Consider the following 25,338-nt stretch of genomic DNA (forward strand, 5'->3'; position numbering starts at 1 on the left):
ACTTCCTCCCTACCATTCACATTCGAAAAATCATATGTATTCAGGTAAATTTTTTAGAGACAAACAGCCTTACCGCTGCCAGAGCAGTTGGCTGATGCCAGTTTGCGAGCGATGGCCTGTACGTCGTCCTGTTGGCTTAACCAGGCCTGCTCAATCACCTGAGCAGCCCAGGACGGAATATGCGGGGATAAGCGGTAATGAACCCATTTCCCCTGTTTGCGATCCAACAACAATCCGCTTTCACGAAGCATCGCCAGATGGCGGGAGATCTTGGGCTGCGACTGTTCCAGCGCGGTGCAGAGGTCGCACACGCACAGTTCTCCCATCTCCCTGAGCAACAACACGATGCCGAGGCGGGTTTCATCGGAGAGATTTTTGAAGAGTTGAATTGATGATAATTGCGGCATAAGTCCTCCTGCTTCTCTCTGGCAGTCTCTCTCTGCATCCATTAAATGTCAAAATTATATTTGGATTTTCATATATGAGATGAATGAGATGGTTGAATATGCAGCCCGACACCATTACCTGCTCTTACGGATCTCCTCCGCTGCACCCGCGCTTCTATTCCATCGGTTGATATTGTTGGCTGGACGGTGTCTGAAATTCAGTACGTGTTGGTATGCAAATCCCTTTGCTTAGCGACAGATCCTGGTTTCCTCTATGCCTAAAAGTAGTCAACATCCTCTGTGGTCATTTTTTCCAGGAGGGACTGGTAAACCGTAAAGGGTTAATGACTGGAAAAAACATCAGAGGTTAACCAATTGAGCCACTGGCGTTCAAAGTCATTGAACGACAATGTCCCCCTTTCGCGACAATTTCTCGACCAGATTTGATATTCACTGGTAGTCCAACGAATACAAATCATCCTTTGACGATCGACCTGTGTTTCCGGGCGAAAACGCCAGGACTGGAGTGGTCCGCGAATGCTTTGAGGTGCAATCCCCGCTTCAGCGTCATAAATCGCGCGTGCTCCCCGGCTTCCTCCACCCTGGTGAATATAAAACTGCAAAGAGAGCACCACTGCCAGCGCCAGTCTGGCGCTTTGTTGCCACTGGAACGAACGGGTGAGACTGTTTTCATCAGACTCAATGCCAGACTGCTGGATATCGTCACACAGTTTGCCAAGAGTCCTTACAGCCTCTGCAATACCTTCAGCCTGACAGAGAATGGCGGCGTGGGTGCTCATTGTATTCTGAATGCATGTTCGTACATCATCACGTTGCAAAGCCTGGGGAGCGGATTTCAGGTGCTTTTGCGCCTCATTAATCACCGACAAGATCTGGTGGCGATCAACGTCCGGGCACTGGATGAGTTGCGGCTGGTGCGCAATATGTTGTGCACAGCGGCGAGCAAAAACCTGGCCGGCATTCAGCGCGGCGCCACCGGGGCGTGTTACACCGTGCGTACCCGCGTTTTCACCCGCAGCGTAACAACCGGTAAGCGATGTTTGCCCCCAAATATCAACATCGATACCGCCGTTCAGGTGCTGGTTGTTGAGGGTGAATTGCAGCGGAGCCTGGCTGATATCCTGCCCATGTAGCTGATAAAGTCGGATGGCGAGCGGGTTCATGCGCTGTAGCCGGATAAGCGGTGTTGCCAGCAGAGCGTCGTTATTTTTCAGGTAGGAAATAACATCGTCATCCAGCGTATTCAGATCAAAGGGAATGCCATCCGCAGCCGGATCGGGTTCAGACAGAAAATCGAGAAAAACGTCGCGCCCTTTTTGGGTTTCTTCATAGACAGCGACATCCAGCAGGCTGGAACCATAGTCCAGCATCCGCTCGGCATGAAACGGCCACTGGTAGCCTTTGCGGAAAATAGCGGAAGCGAGCATGCGGGTGGTGGGGTAATACTCCGCCAGAAAATTGTACTGTCGACCTTCGCTATCCTGCGAGAAGATGCGGGGCATTGCCTGCATGTACGTCCCCGAAAGATTCCACGGAAAACGCGTGCGCGGCGTACCAATACCGAACTGACTTTCAGTCAGATTAACCAGGGTGATCCCCGCGTCCAGCGCCATACCCAGTCCGCTAAAGCAGTTCACCGGATACACGCTTTCCCGATAAAGCTCACCAGGACCACCGGTTGCAAATACCAGGTGCTGACAGCGGATAACGACCATACGCCAGGGGTTCTCCCGACAGGATTTATCGATGGCGACCACCCCCGTCACGCGTCGTGTCTGCCCCTCGCCCGCGGTCAGTATTTTGATTGCCGTTGTATGGTTGAGCAGAGGAATGTTCAGGCGCATCGCTTCCTGCGCCAGAACTTTCACCATCAGCCGCGACGTCCGTGGGCCACAGCTGGTGGCCCGACCGAACTCATCGTGATCGGTTTGATAGCGTAATGTCGCACCGAGCGTATCTTCTGGCAGATCCAACCCAAGGTATTTCAGCACTTCGCAGGTATTCACCGAACCGACGGCTTCAACATAGGCCGTATCTTTATCCATCGCCCCGCCCGCCGAGAGCGCATCGCTCAGCGCCAAAAAGCGATCGCCATTACCGCGTGTATTTGCAGTGTGTAAGGTTTGCTTATCGGAACCTGAGCAGGCTGATGTTCCCCAGAATGCCTTACTGGATGCCACGATGACATCAACATCGCGGCGTTTCAGTTCGACGGCGGCGCGCCAGCCCGCCGCACCGCTGCCCAGCACTAACGTATTGCAGTGATATTCCGGCAACACGTAGTCATCAATGTCCAGACTCCCGCTGGCTTGCGCCAGCGGAGAGTAATGAGGCATTTTTACATCGGTAAGGTTATCAATAATGGCGCTGGACACATTATGCGTCATGATATGACTCCGAGGCGCTGTGACGTGCTGCGGTCGTGTTCACCGTCGCGTCAGCCAGATCATCCAGGTCACGATCGCGCGTTTCTGGTGCAAAGAACGTGGCAATAACGGTTCCCACGGTGAGCAGGCTGAGGTAGATAGCAATCGGCATCCAGGCGGCAATACCGGTTGGGTCGTTGGTGTGAATAACCCAGGTAATGATGGCTGAGCCGATCAGCGGCGCAATTCCGCCTGCGATAACCGCAGAGACTTCTCGTGCCAGGGCAACGCCAATATAACGATGACGCGCGCCAAACAATTCCGGCAGGAAGGCGCCTTGTGCGCCAAACATTCCCCATGCGCCCACCCCCAGAGCGAGCGAGAGAGAGACGATAGTGACGGGTACATTACCGTGGCTGAACGACCACCACACCGGGAAGGTGATCAGCAACTGGAAAATCGCCAGACTACGGTAAACAATTACCCGACCGAAGCGGTCAGTCAGCCATCCTGCAATGGGTACCATAATGGCGCCAACCACCACGGCGGACATCAGGCACAGCGTACCGACTGATTTATCCAGTCCGACAACGCCCACGATATAACTGATAGCCAGTGCCTGATAAATCGAGGAACCGCCGTTTTCGGCCAGACGCAAGCCAATACCGACAAACACATTGCGACGCGAGGTTTTCAACAGATTGCGTAACGGTGAATCGGTCACCTGCTTACGGGCTTCCAGCCGGGCAAACGACGGGGATTCTTTCAGGTGCAAACGGATATAAATCGCCACGGCAATGATCAGGACACTGGCGAGGAAAGGCAGACGCCACAACCAGGATTCAGCAATATTGGTGACATTATGCAGCAGGATGAAATAAACCGCTGATGCCATGAAAGTACCGATCTGAATGCCCAGGAACGGTAATGCAGCATAGTAGCCACGTTTTCCTCGTGGGGCATATTCCGTCATCAATACGGCGGCCCCTGCCTGTTCCGCACCTGCGCCTAAACCTTGCAACAGGCGCAGGGCCACCAGCATGACCGGCGCCCAGACGCCAGCGGTTTCATAGGTGGGAAGCACGCCAATCAGCGTACTGGCGGTCCCCATCAGTAATACGGTCGCTAACAGGACAAATTTTCGTCCAAGCCTGTCGCCTAACGAACCGAAAAGAATGCCGCCAAATGGTCTGACGGCAAAGCCCAGGAAGTAGGTCCCAAAGCTGGCTATCAGGGCAATACCGGGTTCCTGATTCGGGAAAAAGAGTGGTCCAAAAATAATTGCTGAGGCCAGGCTGTACAGCGCAAAGTCGTAATATTCCAGGGCGCTGCCCAGCGAGCAGGTCCATGCCGCGCGGCGGAGATCCTGTGGTGTTACATGTCCTTTCTCAGCCATTTTTTCTGATGATGCTACATCTGGATTCTGTGACTGCATGATGAAGTCTCCTTTCGGGCGGGAGGGAAAAGACCCACTCGAAATTAATGGGTAACGTTTTGTTTTAAATGCAATCCTTCGGGATTAGTCAGGCATGGCGCTATCTGGCAGTAAAGTGAGGCTGCCGTTTATCCCTGAATGCCTGCCCACCCTCAATAGCGTCTTCAGTTGCCGCTGAGCAGGCACCAGCCAGCGCTTCCAGCGTCCGTCCTGTCGCGATGCCTTCACCCGCGTCGATCACTTGTTTGGCGATCTGTACGGCGATGGGGGCTCGTTGCGCGATTTTCTGCGCCAGATTTTGTCCAGCAGTGATTAGCTCTTCCATCGGCGTGACACGACTCACCAGGCCACATGCCAACGCACGCTGAGCATCCAGCGGCTCACCGGTAAACACCATCTCCTTGACCAGAGAGCGCCCCAACAGAGCCGTTAATCGTTGAGTGCCAGACCAGCCCGGAACCGTCGCCAGACCGGTTTCCGGCAGTGCCATGCGAGCCTCTTCGCTGCAAAAACGGATATCGGCAGCGGCAGCCAGTTCCAGGCCGCCGCCATATGCCAGACCCTGTATCATTGCGATAACCGGCTGCGGCAGTTGGGCCAGTGCGTCAAATGCCTGATGTCCCAGGCGAATCCAGCTTCGCCACATGTCCAGGGGAGAGAGCGATGTCCAGCGATGGATATCCGCACCAACACAAAACGCTTTTTCGCAGGCGCTGGCGAGCAGAACCACTCTGATTTCAGCATCCGTTTCAATAGTGCGGCAATGGACTAAAAGCTGCTCGAGCATCTCGGGGGTTAAGGCGTTGAGTTTCGTTGGCCGATTAACCGTTAAGGTTGCCACGAAGCCATCACGATGAAGATCAATTGTGCCGTTACTCATGAGAACCTCCTTGTCTGAAATAGCGAGCGTTCATGGTTTTCAGGTTGGCCGCCAGGCGCAAAGGGGCCTCGCTTTGCGCCTGGATATCGCGCTCAGGGTCCACTCCCGGGGCGATTTCGGTGACAACCAGGCCTTCTGCCGTTAATTCCATTACGCAACGCTCAGTGACATATTGCACCTGTTGCCCGCGAGCCAGTGCGCGTTTACCTGAGAATGTGACGTGTGAAACTTCCTGCACCAGCTTTTTGGCTTTTCCTTCTTTGGCGATATGGAGCTGCCCTCCTTCCAGACTGAGTTGCGCCCCCGCGTTGAAAAAGCCCGAGAAAATAATGCGCTTCGCATGAGAGGTAATATCAATAAACCCGCCACATCCTGCGGTCACGTGCGGTCTTGCAGGCAGATATGAAACGTTAACAGAACCGTCCGCACCGATTTGCAGGAAGGACATCAGCGTCAGATCAAAACCGCCCCCCTGGAAGTAGGTGAACTGTTGTGGGGAAGGAAGAAAGGCTTCGGCATTGGATGCACAACCGAACTGAAATTCCAGCAACGGCACACCGCCAATCGCGCCCTGTTCCAGCAGCCAGGTGACATCACCGTGACGACCTTGCTCAAGTAAAATACGCGGGACGTTGGCGGAAATACCAAAGCCAATATTGACGGCATCACCGGCTTTTAACTCCTCGGCAACGCGCAGGGCAATAACACGCGCAGGACCGTTCTCCATCAGGCTAAAGCTTTCGAGAGGGCGGACGATTTCTCCGCTAATTGCTGGCTCATAAACGGTCTGTGTGGTTTGGGTCTGTTCCGGCGCAACCACGATGTAATCCACCAGCACGCCCGGAATCCGAACGTCTTTTGGCTTCAGACTGCCCGCTGCGACCTGGCGTTTGACCTGGGCAATCACAATCCCGCCGTTATTGCGTACCGCCATGGCCTGTTCCAGCGGGCCAAGGTAGGCGCCTTCGTGTTCATAGCTGAGATTGCCGCGTTCGTCGGCAGTGGTTGCCCGAATAATCGCTACCTGTGGCACGATACTGGGGAAAAAGAGCCACTCGTCGTTGGCAAATGTGATTCGCTCAACGAAGGGGTCCTGCGCCGCTTTTTCATTCATTGCGCCGCCTTGCAACTGCGGATCAACGTAGGTATCCATCCCCGTTTGTGTCAGGACACCTGGACGATGCGCGGCCGCTTCCCGGTGCATGTCAAATAAGATCCCGGAAGGGAGGTTCCAGGCAGGGATCTCATTGTTGTTGATCATTTGCCAGATTGCCGGTGGCGTCATGGATGAAGGGCCTGAGGGATATGATCCCGCAATCACCTTCGCCAACAGACCCGGCTGCGCCAGATGATCGATCCCTTTCACGCCATACATATCGCCCGCAGCAATCGGGTGCAATGTCGTAATTGCCTGTGGATGTCCTTCATTTTTAAATCTTTCGCCAATTGCTGCCAGAACGGCATCCGGGCATCCCATACCGCTGGAAGAGGAAACCGTCACGATAGCGCGATCGGCTATCAGTTCAGAGGCTTCCGCAGCGGAGATTGTTCGTACAGCACACATAACATCTCTCCTTGTTTCGATATAATTAATTAATGATTAAACGCATTAAAACATATAGTTAGTGTTTTTACGTTTATTGGAACGTTCCAATTTATGTGTGATTTGTACGATTCAGAGGAATAAAACACAACACGGGATGTGCAAAATTGTGATCGATTCCGCGATCTCTTTACGATCCTGGTCGGATCGTTTACCTTGCGCCTGAGGAGAATATGGTAAAGTGAGCGCCTTTGATCTGAAGGCAATTTGGGAGCAGGTATGGTAAGGGCGGAGACAGGAAGAAAGCGCGTTACCTTAACGGATGTCGCCCGCGCGGCTGGCGTGTCGAAATCGACAGTCTCGTTGGTACTCAATGATAGCCCTTTGATCAAAAAAGAGACGCAGGAGAAAGTCCAGCAGGCGATGGAGGAACTGGGCTATGTCTATAACCGCTTTGCGGCAAACCTGCGCTCGCAGAAGTCGCTCACCATTGGTGTGGTTATCGACGACCTGACCAACCCGTTCTTCGCCGAATTTACCATGGGACTGGAAACGACCCTGGCAGAACAGGGGTACATCACGGTAATGGCAAATACGTCACAGCGCAGCGATCGACAAAAGCAGGTTCTGGATGCGTTACTGGAACACCACGTTGCGGGGATTGTTCTCTGCCCAGTGAACAGCTCATCGGAAGCCGATCTCCAGCGCTATGCCAATAGTTCAACGCCGTTGCTCATTGCGATGCGCCCTCTGGACTGGCAGCGTTTACCGGCGGATTATGTCGGCGTCGATAGCTATGCCGGCGTAAGAGAAGCAACGGAATACCTCATCCAGCAAGGGCATAAGGTGATCGCATTTATCGGCGGCCCTGCCAATTATTTACGCTATCAGGGCTATCTTGACGCTGTGACAAGCTCTGGTTTACAACCCTGGGGCATTGATGATGCGTCTTTGCGTTGCGAGCCGACACGAGCGAATGGATTTTTGCTGATGCAGCATTTGCTGGATAGTGCAACGCCGCCAACGGCGGTTATTTGTTATAACGATTTAATGGCATTTGGCGCATGTTCTGCGCTGGGCGAACGAGGGTTGTTTGCTGGTAAAGACATCTCTCTGATTGGTTATGACGGCGTTGCTGCCTGTGCCTACAGTAATCCCCCCCTGTCGACCATCGCGGTTGAACCGATGGCCTTAGGAAAACAGGCTGCCCAACAAATTATTCGGCGGATAACGGATCCCACTATTCCTCTCAACCATTACGTGTATCGACCGACTCTCCAGATCAGAGCGTCAACCGGTCCGCGCTGACGTTAAATGGCTGTTGCAGAAATCGCCATACTCTCTTGCCCTTTTTGAAGCAGGTAACGCCGTTCACTATGGCTGGGAATCCCCCATCCCCCACATTCGAGTTGCTACTGAGAGTCGTTTTGTTGCAATCTATTGAATGAAAAGCGCTATAACTGCTGATTTATCAAGGGAAAGTTGAGTTTGGTAAACTTCAGGGGAGTTGAGTCTGGCGCGGCGAAGCACCTGGGCGACTTGCCACAAGCTGTCGCTGACGAAAAAGCGGAGGTGCAGAATCTACAGTCCAGGCTTGAGATTATTGACGTATCGCAAAAGCTCGCCCTCTCTGAAGCAGTAAGCAGTAAGCAGAATTGAAAAACAACGTGACGAACTGAAGCGTGGACTTGTTCGATCAGAGCGGAATACACATCAGAACTAATTTACGATGATCATTAAATCTATAGCAATCTGGCTGCTTATCGTACCACTTGCGGTTTTGAATGGTACATTGCGCGATAAAGTCATAAGCCCCTTAATAGGTGAAGTCTGCGCGTTGCCGTTGAGTGGTGTAACACTATGCCTGCTCATCTTTGTCGTCTGCCGGTTTCTCTTCCCTTTTTTACCCAAAGGCACCCAAAACGATTACCTCATGGCAGGATTAATATGGATGTTGTTGACGGTGTGCTTCGAATCTGCCATGGGCTATTTTTTCATGCATAAGTCATTGCTGGAACTGGTCAAAGCATACGACTTTACGACGGGAAATCTCTGGCTGTTTGTCACGTTGTTTACTGGCATCGCTCCATGGTTAACAGGAAAATTGAGCCATCTTTTTGTTGCCAGTCGCTAGTTCTGGATGTCCTGCTTCGCAGGGTGATCAATCTCCCTGAAACGAAACCGTCGGGCAAACTGTTTAACAGACACCGCAGAGTCCAGTGAGACAGCGCGAGCAGGGTAAACAGCGCTCCTGCCAGAGCGCACACAGACGCCTTTTTATCCGCCTCCCTTTTTTGCCCATTGTCAATTGCTCGACTATGATCGTAAATCATGGTTGTCAGTCATTCGGAGCACATGCGTATGAATATCGTGACATCTTTACAGGATTTTTTTAAATACTCTGAAAGACATCCTCTATTTCATTTGCTACAATCTGTAAATCGTGATTCAGGATTTACTCATGGTTGAACTTCTCCCTCTTTTTAACAGTGGATAGATTGGCAGTTAACCTCAACTGTTTAATTGTCTTTGTATGGAAAAAGCCAGAAACTTTTATCTGCTTCTTTTCACGCCTTGATCTTTGTCATTTAAAAAACGATGTAACCAGAGCCTTTTACTCCGCCAGGGGTCTCCCCTCGCACATGCATAAAATAGCTCAAAGATTAATCAAAATGACACAAAATACAGAACAATCTTATTAAGGAATAAGATAAAAAATGCTTAGCCATCGTATCAGAATTAAGCGGCGAGGATATCCTATTGTTGCCAAACTCATTGATTTTTTATCAATGAATTTTTCATCAATATTATTTTTCTACTTATTTTCGCAACAAGATTTTTACAATGGCATAATCTTTAGCGTTTTGTTTTCAATTGTTTTCCTGCTAATCGGCGAATATACCAGCGTTTATAGTTATCGAATTAAAAGCCTGCATCCTCAGGAGTTTACGCGTCTGGCAGGCACTTGCGTTTTGTCGTTCGGTTTTATGGAAGTACTTCGCGTTTCATTCAGCTACTTCAATGACTTGCATCTTACAGGTCTTTGGGACTTCTCGCTTTTCCCACCGCCCATTTTGCCGTACGCCGTTCCACTTTTGACGCTATTAATTATCAGACTCATATTACTCAGACAATTCCGTCAAAAAACCATGCGCGTCGCGATTGTAGGTATGACCCCAGCTGGCTTAGCCGCCGAAAATGAATTGTTAAAAGAATATAGCAGCGAGAAAATTGATCTTTCCTATTATGACGACCGCGATGAAAGTCGTTTTGGTTATCTCACTCACGCGCCTTATCGTGGAAAAGTAGAGGATCTGCTGGAACGTGCGCGCAAAGGTGAACTGGACGAAATTTATATTGCATTACCGATGGCCGCCGTTCAGCGCATCCGTCATTTTATTGCAATGCTGTCAGATACCACCGTTGATACCTTTATTGTGCCCGATATTTATTCCTACAGCACCCATACCACCGAAGTGCGTATGATTGGTAATATGCAAGCCATCAGTATTCTCAGCTCACCCTTTGATGACGGCGGTGCAATAATTAAGCGAGCGGAAGATTTAATTCTCGGCACCATAATAACGATTCTTATTTCCCCGCTCATGTTAATTATTGCACTGGGGATTAAGCTCACTTCGCGCGGCCCGATTATTTTCAAGCAGGATCGCTACGGTTTAAGCGGTCAAAAAATAACGGTGTATAAATTCCGTTCCATGCGTGTAATGGAAAATGCGGACGTTGTCATCCAGGCCACCAGGCAGGACCCGCGCGTGACGCGCTTTGGCTCTTTCCTGCGCCGTAAATCACTCGACGAGCTGCCGCAGTTTATCAACGTCCTGCAAGGCAGAATGTCGATTGTTGGGCCACGCCCGCACGCCGTCGCCCACAATGAGGAATATCGTAAGATCGTCGATAACTACATGATTCGCCACAAAGTGAAACCGGGCATTACCGGGCTGGCTCAGGTCAGCGGCTATCGTGGCGAGGTGGATACGCTGGATAAGATGGAAAAACGCATCCAGTACGACATCGACTACATCCAGAACTGGTCGCTGTGGCTTGATATCAAAATCATTTTTAAAACCATAACCAAAGGCTTTTCCGGTGAGAACGCCTACTAGCGCGCTGCTGATAGCCGGTCTGGCGGCGGTACCTGCGGCATGGGCTCTGCCCGTACCGAAGTCGCACATCGGCGTGGCCGGTATTGATTTTCAAAGCCAGGTCGCCGTCGATTACGGACAGGTAAGCAACGTTACCTATCAGCCGTGGGCGCAAAACGAAATCAGCTCGTCGTTTTACCACGTCAGCCCGCTGCTGCGCATGATTGGCGAGCGCGATGAAGATCGCTATCTGCTGATGTATTCCGGCGATTACCGAACTTATACGCAAGATAGCGCGGATAGTTACACCAATCATTTCTTCAGGTTTAACGGCCAGTGGCGCTATGGTCAAATGCACGGCCTGAGCTTAGACCTTCAGGATACGCTTGGTCACGAAGAGCGTGGGCGCGGTATTTCGGAAGGTTTTCTTCCGCAGCAGTTTCGTGAGTTTGGCATCAACAAACCGCTGAAAACCCGTTTTCTCAGTAACGAAGTGCGCTACAGCTACGGCGCACCGGAAGGTCGAGGCAAACTGGAAACCGCCCTACTGTACAAGCAGCTGCGCTTTACCGACCTCGATGATGTCCGCAACGCCGACGGTGATTTCTATCAATACATCCGCGATCAGGAGTGGCATGAACCGAGCCTGGTGGTGGAACTGTTTGATATGTACAGCAAGAAAAACCGCTTTCGCTATAGTTTTATTACCAACCAGCGACGCTATGAAACCAGCTCGCTCAAGGATAGCAACGAGTACTACCTGCTCTACGGCTATAAAGGGCAGGTCACCGGTAAAACCAGCATCGATGCCAACGTATCGTGGCTGTATAAGCAGTTTATCAATGAGCCCGATGCCCATGATTTCAACGGGCTGAACTGGGACATCAAAATGGAGTGGAAACCGCTGAAGCAGTCGGCGGTCGCCCTGCACAGCGCCCAGCACATTAAAGATCCTTCCGAAGTGGGCGGCTATGTTCAGGTCACTGAAAACGGGCTGTCATGGACGCATCACTGGTGGGTCGACCGGTTCTCTACCACCGTCGATTACACCTACGTGATGGAGGATTACAAAAAACAGGCGAACAATCGCAAAGACCGCGACGGGGTGGTGACCCTGAGCGCGAGCTATGATTTCCGCCCCTCCATCAATTTCGAACTGAAGTACCAGATGGATACGCTGCGTTCTAACAAGAAGACCGATTCGTTTTTTATTGGGCCAAACTACGATCGGGAAGTGGACAGAACGCTGGGTTACGACAACCAATTGATTATGTTAACGGCCAGGGTACAAATCTAACGTGAAAAATATACTCGCGACGCTTCTTCTTTTTTCCAGTTGCCTGCTCACGGCCTGCAGTACGCCAGTGCCGTTAATGGATACCCCCTCCCAGGACAATCGTTACTGGCTGGGCGAAGGCGATCAAATCAACATTGCCGTTGCCGGTGAGCCGGACATGAGTATGCGCTTTTTGCTCGACAGCAGCGGCACCATTACCTACCCATACATCGGACAGCTGCACCTGCTGGGTAAAACCCCGGAAGACGTGAGCGCAGAGCTGACTCAACGCCTGCGCGGCGACTATCTGCAAAACCCAATGGTGACCGTCACCGTAACGCAATTCCGCAATATCTTTATCCTCGGCGAAGTGGAGAAACCGGATGGCTACCCGTGGCAGCCCGGCCTGACCGTCGAGAAAGCCCTGGCGCTGGGCGGTGGCTTCACCGACCGCGCGGATAAGCACGATCTCAGCATTCGCCGCTCGGGCAGCAATGAACTGCTGGAAAACGTGGACGTTCGCCATTCGCTTCGCCCTGGGGACACCGTCATCGTTGGTATGAGCTTCTTCTGATATGAAACTATCCATGGTTGAGCAAGGAAAAAAGCTGGAAAACGTGGTTGAGTTCTCCAGATACACCCAGCAGATTCGCCGTAAGATCTGGCGTCTGCTGATCGTGATGGCAGTGGCCGCCGTCGTCGCGTTCCCGCTGATTAAGCTGATTCCGTCAAAATACGTGGCAACCTCGGCGGTGATGATCAAGGCGCTGCAGGACGATGCCACGCCGCTCCCGCAGCTGAGCCGCTACGACGCGACCCGCAGCGACTTCTATGAAACGCAGTACGCACTGGTGCAATCCCGCGTGGTGCTGCAAAAGGCGATAACCGAACTGCGGCTGGACAATGAACCGACCGTTAACGGCGGCTTTGATGCCTCGCAGAGCACGGCGGATAACGCCGCGCTGCGCATGGAAAAAACGCTGAAAAATGTGGTGAACAATCTGTCAGTGAGCGGCGTGCGGAACACGCAACTGATTGATATCAGCTACCAGTCACCTTCCGCTGAGATGGCCGCTCGCGTCGCTAACGGCGTGGCGCAGGCCTACATCGACTACTCGGTGGAACAGAAACGTAAAGCGACCGAAGAGGCCCAGCGCTGGAACCAGCAGCAGATGGACCGCGTTCAGCAGCAAATGGTGGCGCAGAAGGCCGCGATTGATGATTACCTGAAAAAGGAAAACATGCTGACCTTCCGCGGTGTGGATGGTTATGAAACCGAAGAGCTGGGGATTATCACCAATCGCCTGGCCGACGCCACCCAGCGCCGTATTGCCGCCCAGTCGCAGTACGACGAGGTGCAAAAAGCGCTCGCCAAACACTCACCGGAAGACATTATCTCGCTGCCGGATTTCTCCGGCCACGCGCAAATTCAGGATCTGCGCATTGCCCTCACCCAGACGCGGCGTAACCTCGCCGAACTGCGTAAACGCTACGGGCCGAAGCATGACAAAATTCTGGAAGCCCAGGCCCAGGTCGGGGCGGTCAATGCCCAAATAGGCCAGGTGATTAGCGAACTGGCGCGCGGCGCGCGTCAGCAGTATCAAGCGGCGGTCGATGACGAAAAACGCTACCAGACGATGCTTGATGGCCAAAAAAGCAACTTCCAGCAGTTGGCGAGTAAACGCGACCAGTACAACACCATGATGACGGCGTTGAATAAAACTCAGGAGCTGTATCAGACGCTTTATCAACGCGCGCACGAACAGGCGCTCTCGGTATCGCTTGATCAGCCCGACGCAGTGATCTCCGACCCGGCCGTCCCGCCGGAACGTCCGGCGAAACCGAACAAACCGATGCTGTGGATTATCATCGTCGTGCTGGTGACGCTGGCCTATCTGGTGTGGATTATCGTCGATGCAGCGCTGAATAATGCGGTCACCCGCATGAGCCAGTTGGCCAAAAATCTCAACCTGACGCCGCTGGGTGAACTGCCCGCGTTCGCGGCGGGCGGCACTCGCCAGCAAAGGGTACAGCGTCTGCTTAGCGATCCGCTGCGCGCCGATCTGGTGCATGCGATTCGCACCCAGCTTCAGCTGAGCGCGCCGTCGCCGCAGGTCATCACCATCGCGTCCAGCGAAGCCGGTGAAGGCCGTTCGCTGGTCGCCGCAGCGCTGGCCGCCTCTTTCAGCATCGACCAGAAAACCCTGCTTATCGATACCGACTTTCTGAACGGCAACGGGCTATCGGCAGCCAACGCGCCGGGCCTGGCCGAGGTGATCCTCGGTAGCAAAACGCTGGATGAGGTGCGGGTAAAACAAAGTGAGCGGCTGGATTTATTGCCGCACGGCCAGCTTAGCGGCTCGGCGCTGCTGTTGCTTACCTCGCCACAGCTGGCCTCGCTTCTCGCCACATTACGCGAGCACTATCAGCGCATCATTATCGACACCTCGGCGGTCAACCAGGCGCAGGATAGCCAGCTAATTGGCCGTCAGTCGGACGGCGTGGTGCTGGTCATTCAATCCGCACGCTTGCAAACCAGCGAGCTACAAGCGGTGCTGGCGACCCTGAAGCGGGAACAAAACGTCGTGACCGGCGCGGTGCTCAACCGGGTCAGTCACGATAGTCTTGAAAGCAAAGAAGGCCAACGCCTGCTTAGCCAACAGGTCGGTGAGCTGATGACGCCGGCGAAATCACGATGAATTTGCTGCGTAGTATTACCACCATTGCCAGCTCGTCGGTCATCTCGCAGTTGATCGGCGCGCTGTCGATCTGGTTTATCTCCCACAAATACGGCATGGCGGAAGTGGGGATTTACTCACTGATCTACAGCATTGTGCTGGTAGGCGCGCAGGTGTGTACCTTTGCGTCGCAACTGCTGATTCCACGCCAGCCGGATGATGAACAGCTAGCGCGGAACGTGGTGTTTTGCGTGGTGCAAAGCGTGATTATCGCCACGCCCTACGCGTTCCTGACCGCGTGGCTGTTCCACCTCGACGTACTGTTCCTCTACCTGTTGACCTTAAGCTACGCGCTGGTACTGGTGGCGGAAAACCTGTCGCTGCGTACCGGCAATTACCGCTTTCTGGTGTTCCAGCGCATGATGGTCTCCGTGGTGGTGATCGCCGCCTTGCTGATCACCTCGCGAACTCAGGCGTTCTACTGGCTGTGGACGGCCTCAATGCTGGTGCTGATTGTCGGCTGCATCGTGCGCACGTTTCGTCTTAGCACGCTGCGCTGGTCACACTGGAGCGTGCGCAGCAACGTGGCGTTCTTTTGCGAACACCGCCAGCACCTGAGCAAAGTGGGCACCGCGGAAGTGCTGGCGATGGTCAACAACAACCTGCCCATTATGCTGATTAACTTCTGGTTCTCGGCGCTGGTCGCTGGGTATTTCTCGGTGGTAATGCGCTTTTGCCTGTCGCCGGTCACCATTGTCGGCAACGCGGTTCGCAACTCAATCTTCTCAAAATGGTCGATGGATTTCCGCAACCACACTTTCAACTATCCGGAATACAAAAAAGTCCGCCGCCTGCTTCTGGCGTTGGCGATCATTTGTACCCTGGGCGTATTGATCTTCTATCCGCTGGTGATGAAACTCGGCTTTAGCCAGGAGTGGATAGCCTCGGTGCCGTCCTCTCGCTACATCCTGCCGTATCTGTTCCTGGCGCTGGCGATTAGCCCGCTCACCGTCATCGAGCTGATTTTTGGCTCCCATTTTTACTTCCTGCGTATTCAGGTCGAGCAGCTCGCCATTACCCTGCTGGCGTTTTTGGTGCTGCCTTACTTCGGCCAAAGCTATCCGATTGCCGTGCTGACCTTCTCGCTGCTGACGCTGCTGCGCTACCTGTTTATCTGGCAACAGATGAACCGCCGCGCCTTTTCTCTTAGCCAACAGATGACGCCGCCATGAGTATCAACAACGCACTCTGGATCCAGATCTACGCCATCGTCACGCTCTGCTTTTGCGGAGTGGTGCAGTACTTCACCGGTATTCTTGCCGTGCTGTGGCTACCGGTGATCATGGCGTTTGTAACGACCGGAATGCTGTTGATGCAAACCCAGCGCACGCCGCTGGCGCTCGACCTGTCGGAAATGATGGTCCTGGTGATTTACCTCTGTTTTCTGGTGCTGGCCCTCATCAGCACATTTTTACAGGGTGGCGTCACCGTCACCATTATCGGGATTAAAAATGAAGTCGGCATGTCGCTGGTACTGTTCTGTCTGTTGCTGGGATTCTGCCGGGAATCGCAAATTTATCGCATCAGCCGCGTGCTGTACTGGATTTTCTACGCCCAGTTTCCGCTGGTCATCTATCAGGTACTGATTGTGCTGCCCCAGCGCGTGGCAATGCGCGGCGAAGATGAAAAGTGGGACTCGGTGGTCGGCACCTTCGGCGGTGACCCGATGGGCGGCGGCAACACGGCGGTGATGGGGATGTTTTGTCTGCTGATTATGCTGATGAAGCTCTCTGAGCTGAAACACGGTGTCACCAGTTGGCGGTCCGCTGCGCTGCATATTGGCCTCGGGTTCTTGCTGTGTATTCTCGGCGAAGTGAAATTCATCATCCTGCTGTCGCCGTTTATGCTGGCGCTGGTCTGGAGCATGCCATCGTGGGTTAACGGCGTGAGCAAAGTGACGATGAAAAACCTGTTGGTCATTTTCGTGGTGATGGGTGGGCTCATCACCCTGGCGATTATGGTTCTCGCCGCCGGTTACTCGTCGGCCTTTGGCGGCGACGCGGGAAAAAGCTCGTTCAGCATCTTCCTCGACTCGCTCGACTACATTTTTGATACCAACTACATCATGGCCGCCACCGGTGAACTGGGCCGTCTGACCACCATTTTCTTCTGGGCACGCCACAGCGACATGTGGGGCATTTCCAGCATGCTGTTTGGCTACGGCCTGAACGCCACCAACAGCGGCAGCGCCGTCTCCGCTGGCTACCTGAACCTTATTTTCCGTCTGGTGCTCGACTCCACTTCGCTGAGCATGCTGTTGTGGGAAGTGGGCATTGTCGGCACTACGTTGTTTATCAGCCTGCTGCTGTGGATTGTGCGCATCACCTGGCCACGCCCAATGCTGGCGCTCAGCCAGCTGGATAAAGAGGATGTGCAGCTGCTGTGCTACGGCCCGGCGTTTACGGTATTTATCATCGCCTGCCTGCTGAGCCTCCCCTACAGCCAGACATTAATGATTATCCCTTTATTACAGTTCCTGTTTTACCTGACGAGCGGCTCGGCACTGGTTATCCGTCGCACCGTCTGTCGTTCTATCCGGAGAGAGTATGAATAACTCGCCTTTTATAACCGCCAGCATTAAGACATTTAATGAGGCAAAGGGCATTGAGAAAACGATCGACAGCATTGACCGCCAGCTGGCGGCCTACCCTCACGAAATCATCGTGGCGGATAGCCTGTCGACCGACAACACTCGCGAACTGGCCAGCGCCAAAGGCGTGATGGTAGTGTCGCTGGTACATCCGGAAGAGCGCTGCTGCGGTGTCGGCCACCAGCTCGGCTATATACACAGCCAGGGCGAGTTTCTGCTGCTGATGGACGGTGACATGGAGCTGGAAGAGGGCTTCATTGACGCGGCGGTGGCGTTTTTACAGGCTAACCCGGAGTACGCTGGCGTGGCCGGTCGGGTGACGATGGACGAAGGCAGCAACTACGAGTTTAAATCCCGTAACCAGCGCATTCATAAAATCTATCCGCTGGGTGATTGCGACCATCTGGGCGGCGGCGGGCTGTATCGCCGTAGCGCCATCGAAAAAATCGGCTATCTGACCCATCGCGGCCTGCACGGCTATGAAGAGGCAGAGCTTGGTCTTCGCTTGCATCACGCAGGCTACAAGCTGCATCGGCTCGATGTCCCTTATTTCAGCCATACCTCACACGTGATGTCGACCTTCACCATGCTGCGCTACCGCTGGCGCAGCCGCTTTCTTAGCGGCCCGGGCGAACTGCTGCGCAGTTCGTGGGGCAAACCGTGGTTTCGCGACGCGCTAAAAATCACCCGTAACGAAGCGGTTTTCACTCTCTACTGGCTGGCGGTACTGGTGGCATTACTGAGCGGGAACCTTGCGTTATTCGGCCTGTCCCTGCTGCCGCTAATGCTGTTTATCTTGTTAAAAACCGTTAAAAACCGCTCGCTGCTGGCTGGCCTGCACAGCGTGCTGAATCTAAGCGCCTTTTCCGCCGGGCTGATTCGCGGCCTGCTCACACCGCTGCCAGACCCGCAGGAACCACCCGAAAATACCGTTGTTAGTCATCAGGATATCGAAAAATGAAAGTGCTCCTCGTCAATAAATTCTTTTTCATCAAAGGTGGCGCGGAGACCGTCTACTTTCAGGAGCGGGACCATTTAAAAGCGGCTGGCGTTCAGGTGATGGATTTCTCCATGCAGCATGAGAAAAACATCCCTTCTGACTATGCAAAATGGTTCGTCAGCAACGTCGACTACCACGGCAACAGCGGAATTGGCGGCAAGATTAAGACCGCCATCGATTTTATTCACAATGCCGAAGCCTGCCGCAAATTCAACAACCTGTTGCTGAGCGAAAAGCCGGATATCGTGCATTTCCACAATATCTATCATCAACTGACGCCGTCGATCATCGCCATCGCCAAACGCTTCGGCTGTAAAACCCTACTCACGGCGCACGACTATAAAATTGTCTGTCCGTCTTACACCATGCTGCGCGACGGGCACGTCTGCGACGCCTGCCTGAAAGGTTCGGTGTGGAATGCCTTCCGCTATCGCTGCCAGGAGGGCTCCGCGGGCAAAAGCCTGCTACTGTCGCTGGAAGCAACCTGGCAGGATATTGCGCGTAACTATCACAAACTGGACGCGATTGTTTCGCCAAGCGCATTTTTGCGTGAACAGGTCATCCGCAAAATCACCGACGTTCCCGTCGACGTCATCGTCAACGGTATTGATGACACTCTGCCGATTGGCGATACCCGCGATGACGGCTACTTCCTGTTCATCGGCCGACTTAGCCGCGAAAAAGGGGTCGCCACCCTTGCCCAGGCACATCAGCAGATGCAGCATCCGCTGCCGTTGAAAATCGCCGGCGATGGCCCGCTATATCAGGATCTGCGCACCCGCTTCCCGCAGGCGGAATTCCTCGGTTATCAGCAGCAGGGCGAAGGGCTCAACGAACTGATTCGCCATGCCCGCGCGGTGATTGTCCCGTCCGAATACTATGAGAACTGCTCGATGTCGGTGCTGGAGGCGATGTCCTTCGCTAAGCCTGTCGTCGGCGGCAACATCGGCGGCATTCCCGAACAGATTCGTGATGGCCAGGAAGGACGCCTGTTTGAGCCGGGTAACGTCGGCGAGCTGGCGGCAATCCTTGATGATTTGGCGCAAGAGCCTGAACTCGCCCACGAGATGGGCCTGCGCGCACGCCAGCGACTGGAAAACAAATACTCTCTGCGAGTGCACATGGACGCGCTGATGGATCTGTATCAAAAACTGTTAAAGGGAAGCGCACATGACTAAGCGCATTACGGTGCTCGGGACACGCGGGATCCCCGACGTGTTAGGCGGCGTAGAGACGCACTGCCAGAATCTCTATCCGGCCATCAAAGCGCAGAACGATGTCGATATCTGCGTTATCGCCCGCTCTCCTTATGTCCCCTATCGCCGCAGTAGCTATAAGGACGTGAAAACGCGGGCCATTTGGGCGCCGAAGAAAAAATCGCTAGAAGCCATCATCCATTCGACGCTTGCCGCCATCGCCTCGCGCTTTGATGGCTCAGACATCGTGCACGTGCACGCCATCGGGCCAGGCCTGGTGGTGCCGCTGCTGCGCCTGATGGGCAAAAAAGTGGTCTTTACCCATCACGGCCCGGACTACGACCGGCAAAAATGGGGCGGTTTTGCCCGTAAAACGCTGATGCTGGGCGAGCGCTGGGCGGTGAAATACGCCAACGAAGTCATTGTTATCTCTGAAGTCATCAACAATTTGATCAAAGAGAAATATGGCCGCGCCGACGCGCATGTCATCCCCAACGGCGCCAATCCGCCGGCATCGGCCAACCCCGATACCCTTGATAAGATCTTAGCGAAATACGGTTTGCGCCGCGGCGAATACGTGGTGGCGGTCAGCCGCTTTGTCGAAGAAAAAGGGCTACACGATCTGATTGCTGGCTGGAAACAGGCCGATGTCAGCTGGCCGCTGGTGCTGGTTGGCGATGCCGATCACCCGACGCCGTACAGCGAAAAACTCAAACATCTGGCGCAGGAAACGCCGGGGGTGATTCTGACCGGGTTTGTCAACGGCACCACGCTGCAGGCGGTGTTCTCACAGGCGCGACTGTTTGCGATGACCTCCTACCACGAAGGGCTACCTATCGCGTTGCTGGAGGCCTTGTCCTACTCGCTACCCGCGGTGGTCAGTGATATTCCCGCCAACCTTGAAGTCGGGCTGGAAGCTGACGCCTATTTCCCGGTCGGTGATGTCGCTGCACTGGCGCAGAAAATTGCCGAGCGTATCGACCTGCCTCGCCAGGATTACCAAAACTACCTGACCCGTTATAACTGGGATACTATTGCTATGCACACCATGCAGGTTTATCAACAGACACTTAATAAATCAACAGGTTAACTTTGGATAATTCTGACAAACAGCAACGCGTTCTGGACAGCTTTTACCGTTCACTGGACCCAAAAACGCTCGATTCTTTGAGCGATGAACAGAGGCATGCGGTGGAAAATGCCGTGCTGGATATCACCCTGGTGACGCCACACAAGGTCGATTTCCGCCGCAGTATTCCGCTGTTCTCCCGACGCTACTATCTGGTGTTCTTGTTCGGTCGCGATTTCCGTCGCCGCCCGCGCGAAGAGTCCACCCTGCGTCGTCTGCTGGTCTCTTTGCTGGTTGTATTGGCACTTATTCTCGGGCTGGGATCGCTGTTTATCACGCTGTATCTGATTAAATCCTGGCTCGGTATCGATATTTTCCAGAACTACCATCTGGGACTTTGGGACTGGATATTAAATCATCGCCAGTCTCTTTAACTTGTAAGGAGTGCACCATGCGCTGCCAGACTCTCGGTTCAGGTAGAATCATTCCGCTCATCTTCGCGCTGGCCTTTGCTTCCTCATCGGCCAACGCGCAAAGCGCTGAGAATCAAACCACCGTACAGCCGAAGGCCATCAGCGGCCCGCTGACCAATCCCGGCACTGGGGTGGCAAGCTTCCACGACGGCTACGGCGAACGCCTGCCCCATTCTCTTTATCCGGATACCGGTATTGAGTATCAGCGCTATTACTGGAGCGACCTCGAACCCGTTGAGGGGCAGTACAATTTTGCGTTGATCGATAGCGCCTTTGCGGTGGCGGCACACCATAATCCCGCCATGAACGTGGGCCTGCGTTTTATGACGCTGGAAGAGCCGGACTCCGGCTCGCGCATTCCTGACTGGCTGATTAAAAAAGGCATTAAAGGTAGCTGGACCGCGGATGGCAAAACCTTCGTTCCCGACCTCGACGACCCGCTGTTCATCAGCTATGCCCAAAAGCTGTTGAATGCCTTTGGCAAACGCTATGACGGCAATCCAGAACTTGCCTACCTCGATATTGGCATGGTGGGTTCGTGGGGCGAGTGGCATAACAGCAACTTCCCGAACGTGAAACCGCTGCTGGAGCGCTACACGCCCGCGCAGCTGAATCGCTATGTGGATATGCACGTTGCCGCCTTCCCAAAAACGCCGAAAATCATGCTCATCAGCGGCGGTGAAACACTCGCCTACGCAGCGAAAAAAGGGGCTGGCTGGCGCGCCGACTGCTGGGGTGACTGGCACAACTTCACCCGTGACTGGAGCCATATGCGCGATGATTATCCGCAGCGCCTCGCCGCCGCGCAGACCTCCTTCCCGGGTTTCAACGACAGCTGGAAAAAAGCGCCGATAAGCCTTGAGATTTGCGGCTACATGGCGGAGTGGCAGTCGGTGCAGCACTACACGCGTGAACAGGTGCAGGCAACTTACGATTGGGCGCTGAAGCATCACGCCAGCACGCTGAATCTGAAATCCCGCGAAGTTCCCGCCCAGTATCGCGACATTGTCGATAAAGCGCTGGAAAAAATCGGCTACCGTTTCCGCGTGGCTTCCCTGACTCACGACGCTCTTGCCCATGCAGGACAACCGCTGAAGCTCACGACTCAATGGACAAACGACGGCGTTGCGCCTGTTTACCTACGCTATCGCGTGGCGTGGCGGCTGCAGGATGCCAGCGACAATACCGTTGAGCAGTCGATGACCGATGATGATATCCGCCAGTGGCTACCCGGCCCGCAGGCCACCCAGTTCACCCTGCCGGTGCCCAAAAACCTCAAGCCCGGTCGTTATCATCTTGATGTTGCGCTCGTTGATGGCAACCAGCAGGCGCGCATCAAGCTCGCGAACGAAGGACTGCGCAGCGACGGCTGGTACCGCCTGTCGATTGTCACTATCCAATAAGGAGACCTGAACATGGCAACCAACATGCAGCGCGCCTGGCAGGAAATTGCCGGTGCTGGCGCCTTAAAATCTAAACTGGTGATCCTGCTCTACCGCATGTCTACGCTGTGGCGCAGCCGCAACCCGCTGGCCAGGCTGCTGGGGCTGCCGTTTGTCATCCTCAATAAGCTGATCGCTGAATGCCTGTTTAGCGTCGAAATCCCGCACCACGCGCGCATTGGCTACGGGCTGAAAATTTTCCATCCACACGCGATAGTGATTGGCCGCGACGTGGTGATTGGCGAGAACTGCACGTTACGCCAGGGGGTGACCATCGGTAATATCACCCACCGCGACGGGCGCGTCAGCGCCAGCCCGGTACTGGGTAACGACGTCGAGTGTGGTGCTAACGCGATGGTGATTGGCAGCGTGACCATTGGTGATGGTGCGACGATTGGCGCAGGTACCGTGGTGACCAAAGATCTGCCTGCGGGGGCAGTTGCCGTTGGCGCGGGTTTTCGCGTGCTGTCATCACGGGTGGACGCATAGCGATCTCCTTCATTGGCAGATTGATTATGCCGGAGGATCGCTAAATGTGAATGGCACGATTATGCTGGAGACTTACAATGAATGAATACCCCATGAAATAACTACATTCATCCTTGTACCCGCTCTTTCTGAATTCCCTTGCTAGCTTGTTATTCAATATCCACATTTTATCGACAGAAAGAGAACACGTTAGTGGTGTAACGCCACCAATAGTAATATGTGGAGCATCCTCTCCATATATTTCCTCAAGTGGATTGAGACCGATTTTCGAGACTATATAAAGATTTTGTATCAGCACGTAAAGATTTCTATAAGATGAATATTACCCTTCCCACTGACTGGACTGATTTTATCATATTTCAATTAGGCATCACCAAAGCGTGTTAATGATATGATCAGTACTTTAACCGATGGCCATGTTTTAATATAATGTTGATATTATAACCATTCTAAGGGAAGTTATTATGCTTCCCTTAATGCACACTTTAAGAAATTTGCAAAACTATTCATATAAGATACATATTCATTTTATTCAATAGGCAAATTGTGCTGTTTTAAGAAAGATAGCTTATCCCAGTAGCCCCTTTGAAATAAAATCTTATTGTTTACTATGTGAAAAAAACCGCAACCTCTCAAACCTAATGGATCACGCCACTCTAAAATTGCCCATTGTCCATCTTCGAAAATGTTTTCAACGATACAAACCATTTCTGGGAAAGAAAAGTCTTGTTCAAACATTTTCTTTATAGCCTCTTTCCCAATAACTGGCTCATTGGCAACCTGATGGTTTATTGCATTATCATCATATAATTCTGAAATAATTTCTAAATCAGCATTATTAAATGCGTCAACCCATTGGCAAACTATTTCTTTTGGCTTCATGTGATTTTCCTCCAAACCTGTAAATATTCCCTTTTCCTTACCGTAGCATCAAAAACTTGTCAAGTTCAACATTAATTTAAAAGATAGCCTAACCAATTAGCGATCAGTAAAGGGAACCCATACGGATTCCTTTTTTTAAGCTGTCTTGATTTTTTCTAACTGGATTGACCCCACAACGCTGGCGAACCTTGCGGACCTTTTCAATTACCCCTCGCGCTTCTGTCTTTGAAAGAACAGCAAGCAACTCCATCGGCTTGATATCTTTGATTGGTCGGTGACCGATATAAGGAAACACATCCTTTTCAAAGGTTCTCAGCATCTCTTCACGGTAGGAAACAGACCAGCGGTCAGCTTCATTGGGGGTACCTCTCAGCAGAGGTACAATTATGCCCCATCCATACCCCCACATTAAGCTTGACCCTGAGGGAGTACTATTGAGTTCAATACACTAATAAATTGCTATAACTGCTGATTTATCAAGGGAAAGTTGAGTTTGGTAGACTTCAGGAGAGTTGAGTTTGGAGCGGGCGAAGGGAATCGAACCCTCGTATAGAGCTTGGGAAGCTCTCGTTCTACCATTGAACTACGCCCGCTTTGGAGTGCGTAAGGCATTATAAACCTTACTTTCTTGTTGGCAAGGGACAGACCGGCTGACTGGCGATTAATTCGCCGTCAGCATTTTGGTTTGCTGCCCTGCGGCGGTAGATAACGCTGCGGATCGATAGCCGTTGCGCGATAACGAATCTGAAAGTGCAACCGCACCGAGGCCGCATCAGTACTGCCCATCGTGGCAATTTTCTGTCCGGCCTTCACGCTTTGCCCGTTATTCACCAGCATCGTGTCATTGTGCGCGTAGGCAGTAATGTAATCTTCACCGTGTTTGATCATGATGAGATTACCGTAACCGCGCAGCTGGTTGCCCACATAGACCACCTTCCCTGCCCCGGCGGCATAAACCGGCGTACCACGGGCAGCGGAAATGTCGATCCCTTTGTTGCCACCTTCCGCCGTGGAGTATGGCAGGACCACCTTACCGCTGGCAGGCCATTGCCAACAACGTTGGCCCACCGGGGGCCAGGACGATTGCGGCACAGAAGAAGACGGTCTGACCGCTGCCGTTTTGCTGGATGCTTTTTTAGTCGATTTCGCCGAGGCCGTTTTCGATCCGCCAAGCTTCAGCTTTTGCCCAACCTCAATGGTATACGGCGGAGAAATGCCGTTCAGACGCGCAAGGTCTTTGACACTGGTACCGGTCGTGCGTGAAATACGGTAAAGGGTATCCCCCCGTTTGACGGTATAAACGGCGCCAGAATAGGATCCAGAATCAGACGATTTGCTCCCCGAGCAGCCTGCGATCAGCAATCCTGCACAAAGCAGCATGGCAATACCCAGGCTATTTTTCTTCAGGCGTCCTGCGCTCAAAACCGTTCCTCGCTACATACACAGACG

Annotated in this window: 21 protein-coding genes, 1 tRNA gene and 1 pseudogene; 14 read left to right on the forward strand and 9 right to left on the reverse strand. The window is 53.1% G+C overall.

Features of this window, described 5'->3' with window-relative positions:
* Positions 1-53: 53 nt before the first annotated feature.
* The 5 genes from arsR to F384_RS15725 form a co-directional block, all read right to left on the reverse strand.
* Positions 54-407 (reverse strand): As(III)-sensing metalloregulatory transcriptional repressor ArsR, encoded by a 354-nt coding sequence (gene arsR / locus F384_RS15705; protein WP_046486807.1) that lies wholly within the window; start codon positions 405-407, stop codon positions 54-56.
* Between the two features lie 320 nt (positions 408-727).
* Entirely contained in the window at positions 728-2,794 is a 2,067-nt protein-coding gene (locus F384_RS15710; protein ID WP_046486810.1) for an FAD-binding protein, read from the reverse strand.
* Positions 2,784-4,208 carry an MFS transporter gene (locus F384_RS15715; RefSeq protein ID WP_080949960.1) on the reverse strand — a complete coding sequence of 475 codons (1,425 nt, stop codon included), beginning with the start codon at positions 4,206-4,208 and terminating at the stop codon, positions 2,784-2,786. Before F384_RS15715 ends, F384_RS15710 begins: the two co-directional genes overlap by 11 nt.
* Positions 4,209-4,308: 100 nt before the next feature.
* Positions 4,309-5,088, reverse strand: a complete 780-nt coding sequence (locus tag F384_RS15720) for an enoyl-CoA hydratase/isomerase family protein (RefSeq protein ID WP_046486811.1) — start codon at positions 5,086-5,088, stop codon at positions 4,309-4,311.
* Positions 5,081-6,652: an acyl CoA:acetate/3-ketoacid CoA transferase gene (locus F384_RS15725; protein ID WP_046486817.1), complete on the reverse strand. Its 1,572-nt coding sequence runs from the start codon at positions 6,650-6,652 to the stop codon at positions 5,081-5,083. Before F384_RS15725 ends, F384_RS15720 begins: the two co-directional genes overlap by 8 nt.
* Positions 6,653-6,910: 258 nt before the next feature.
* Here F384_RS15725 and F384_RS15730 point away from each other — a divergent pair, with 258 nt between their 5' ends.
* The 14 genes from F384_RS15730 to F384_RS15795 all read left to right on the forward strand — a co-directional run bounded on the left by F384_RS15730 (position 6,911) and on the right by F384_RS15795 (position 23,007).
* Positions 6,911-7,939, forward strand: coding sequence for a LacI family DNA-binding transcriptional regulator (locus F384_RS15730; protein ID WP_046486821.1), 1,029 nt, complete (start codon positions 6,911-6,913; stop codon positions 7,937-7,939).
* A 421-nt stretch (positions 7,940-8,360) separates the two neighbouring features.
* Positions 8,361-8,765, forward strand: a complete 405-nt coding sequence (locus F384_RS15735; RefSeq protein WP_046486826.1) for a hypothetical protein — start codon at positions 8,361-8,363, stop codon at positions 8,763-8,765.
* A 583-nt stretch (positions 8,766-9,348) separates the two neighbouring features.
* Complete coding sequence (locus tag F384_RS15740; RefSeq protein ID WP_046486829.1) at positions 9,349-10,755, forward strand: undecaprenyl-phosphate glucose phosphotransferase; 1,407 nt, start codon at positions 9,349-9,351, stop codon at positions 10,753-10,755.
* Complete coding sequence (locus F384_RS15745) at positions 10,739-12,031, forward strand: outer membrane beta-barrel protein (RefSeq protein WP_226991597.1); 1,293 nt, start codon at positions 10,739-10,741, stop codon at positions 12,029-12,031. Before F384_RS15740 ends, F384_RS15745 begins: the two co-directional genes overlap by 17 nt.
* A 1-nt stretch (position 12,032) precedes the next feature.
* Positions 12,033-12,584, forward strand: coding sequence for a polysaccharide biosynthesis/export family protein (locus F384_RS15750; protein WP_413541459.1), 552 nt, complete (start codon positions 12,033-12,035; stop codon positions 12,582-12,584).
* Positions 12,585-12,597: 13 nt separating this feature from the next.
* A complete protein-coding gene (locus F384_RS15755) occupies positions 12,598-14,709 on the forward strand; it encodes a GumC family protein (RefSeq protein ID WP_226991598.1) in 2,112 nt (703 codons plus the stop codon).
* Complete coding sequence (locus F384_RS15760; RefSeq protein WP_046486835.1) at positions 14,706-15,920, forward strand: lipopolysaccharide biosynthesis protein; 1,215 nt, start codon at positions 14,706-14,708, stop codon at positions 15,918-15,920. Before F384_RS15755 ends, F384_RS15760 begins: the two co-directional genes overlap by 4 nt.
* Positions 15,917-17,302, forward strand: coding sequence for a hypothetical protein (locus F384_RS15765; RefSeq protein WP_046486837.1), 1,386 nt, complete (start codon positions 15,917-15,919; stop codon positions 17,300-17,302). The genes F384_RS15760 and F384_RS15765 overlap by 4 nt, the downstream gene beginning before the upstream one ends.
* Complete coding sequence (locus tag F384_RS15770; protein ID WP_046486840.1) at positions 17,295-18,299, forward strand: glycosyltransferase family 2 protein; 1,005 nt, start codon at positions 17,295-17,297, stop codon at positions 18,297-18,299. The genes F384_RS15765 and F384_RS15770 overlap by 8 nt, the downstream gene beginning before the upstream one ends.
* Positions 18,296-19,516 carry a glycosyltransferase family 4 protein gene (locus tag F384_RS15775; RefSeq protein ID WP_046486844.1) on the forward strand — a complete coding sequence of 407 codons (1,221 nt, stop codon included), beginning with the start codon at positions 18,296-18,298 and terminating at the stop codon, positions 19,514-19,516. The genes F384_RS15770 and F384_RS15775 overlap by 4 nt, the downstream gene beginning before the upstream one ends.
* Complete coding sequence (locus tag F384_RS15780; protein ID WP_046486846.1) at positions 19,509-20,624, forward strand: glycosyltransferase family 4 protein; 1,116 nt, start codon at positions 19,509-19,511, stop codon at positions 20,622-20,624. Before F384_RS15775 ends, F384_RS15780 begins: the two co-directional genes overlap by 8 nt.
* Positions 20,625-20,626: 2 nt before the next feature.
* Positions 20,627-21,037: a hypothetical protein gene (locus F384_RS15785; protein WP_046486848.1), complete on the forward strand. Its 411-nt coding sequence runs from the start codon at positions 20,627-20,629 to the stop codon at positions 21,035-21,037.
* A gap of 17 nt (positions 21,038-21,054) precedes the next feature.
* On the forward strand, positions 21,055-22,479 hold the full coding sequence (locus F384_RS15790; protein ID WP_052746942.1) for a DUF4832 domain-containing protein: 1,425 nt from the start codon (positions 21,055-21,057) through the stop codon (positions 22,477-22,479).
* 12 nt (positions 22,480-22,491) lie between these two features.
* Entirely contained in the window at positions 22,492-23,007 is a 516-nt protein-coding gene (locus F384_RS15795; RefSeq protein WP_046486851.1) for a serine acetyltransferase, read from the forward strand.
* 528 nt (positions 23,008-23,535) lie between these two features.
* Here F384_RS15795 and F384_RS15800 read toward each other — a convergent pair.
* The 4 genes and pseudogenes from F384_RS15800 to actS form a co-directional block, all read right to left on the reverse strand.
* Positions 23,536-23,889 carry an ester cyclase gene (locus F384_RS15800; RefSeq protein WP_046486853.1) on the reverse strand — a complete coding sequence of 118 codons (354 nt, stop codon included), beginning with the start codon at positions 23,887-23,889 and terminating at the stop codon, positions 23,536-23,538.
* Between the two features lie 169 nt (positions 23,890-24,058).
* Positions 24,059-24,238: pseudogene (locus F384_RS15805) on the reverse strand (phage integrase central domain-containing protein); the annotation flags it as partial.
* Positions 24,239-24,408: 170 nt separating this feature from the next.
* Positions 24,409-24,482: transfer RNA gene (locus F384_RS15810), tRNA-Gly, on the reverse strand.
* Positions 24,483-24,561: 79 nt separating this feature from the next.
* Positions 24,562-25,311 carry an amidase activator ActS gene (actS, locus tag F384_RS15815; RefSeq protein WP_046486860.1) on the reverse strand — a complete coding sequence of 250 codons (750 nt, stop codon included), beginning with the start codon at positions 25,309-25,311 and terminating at the stop codon, positions 24,562-24,564.
* Positions 25,312-25,338 lie beyond the last annotated feature (27 nt).

Source organism: Citrobacter amalonaticus Y19 (genome assembly GCF_000981805.1).
GTDB classification, from domain to species: Bacteria; Pseudomonadota; Gammaproteobacteria; order Enterobacterales; family Enterobacteriaceae; genus Citrobacter_A; species Citrobacter_A amalonaticus_C.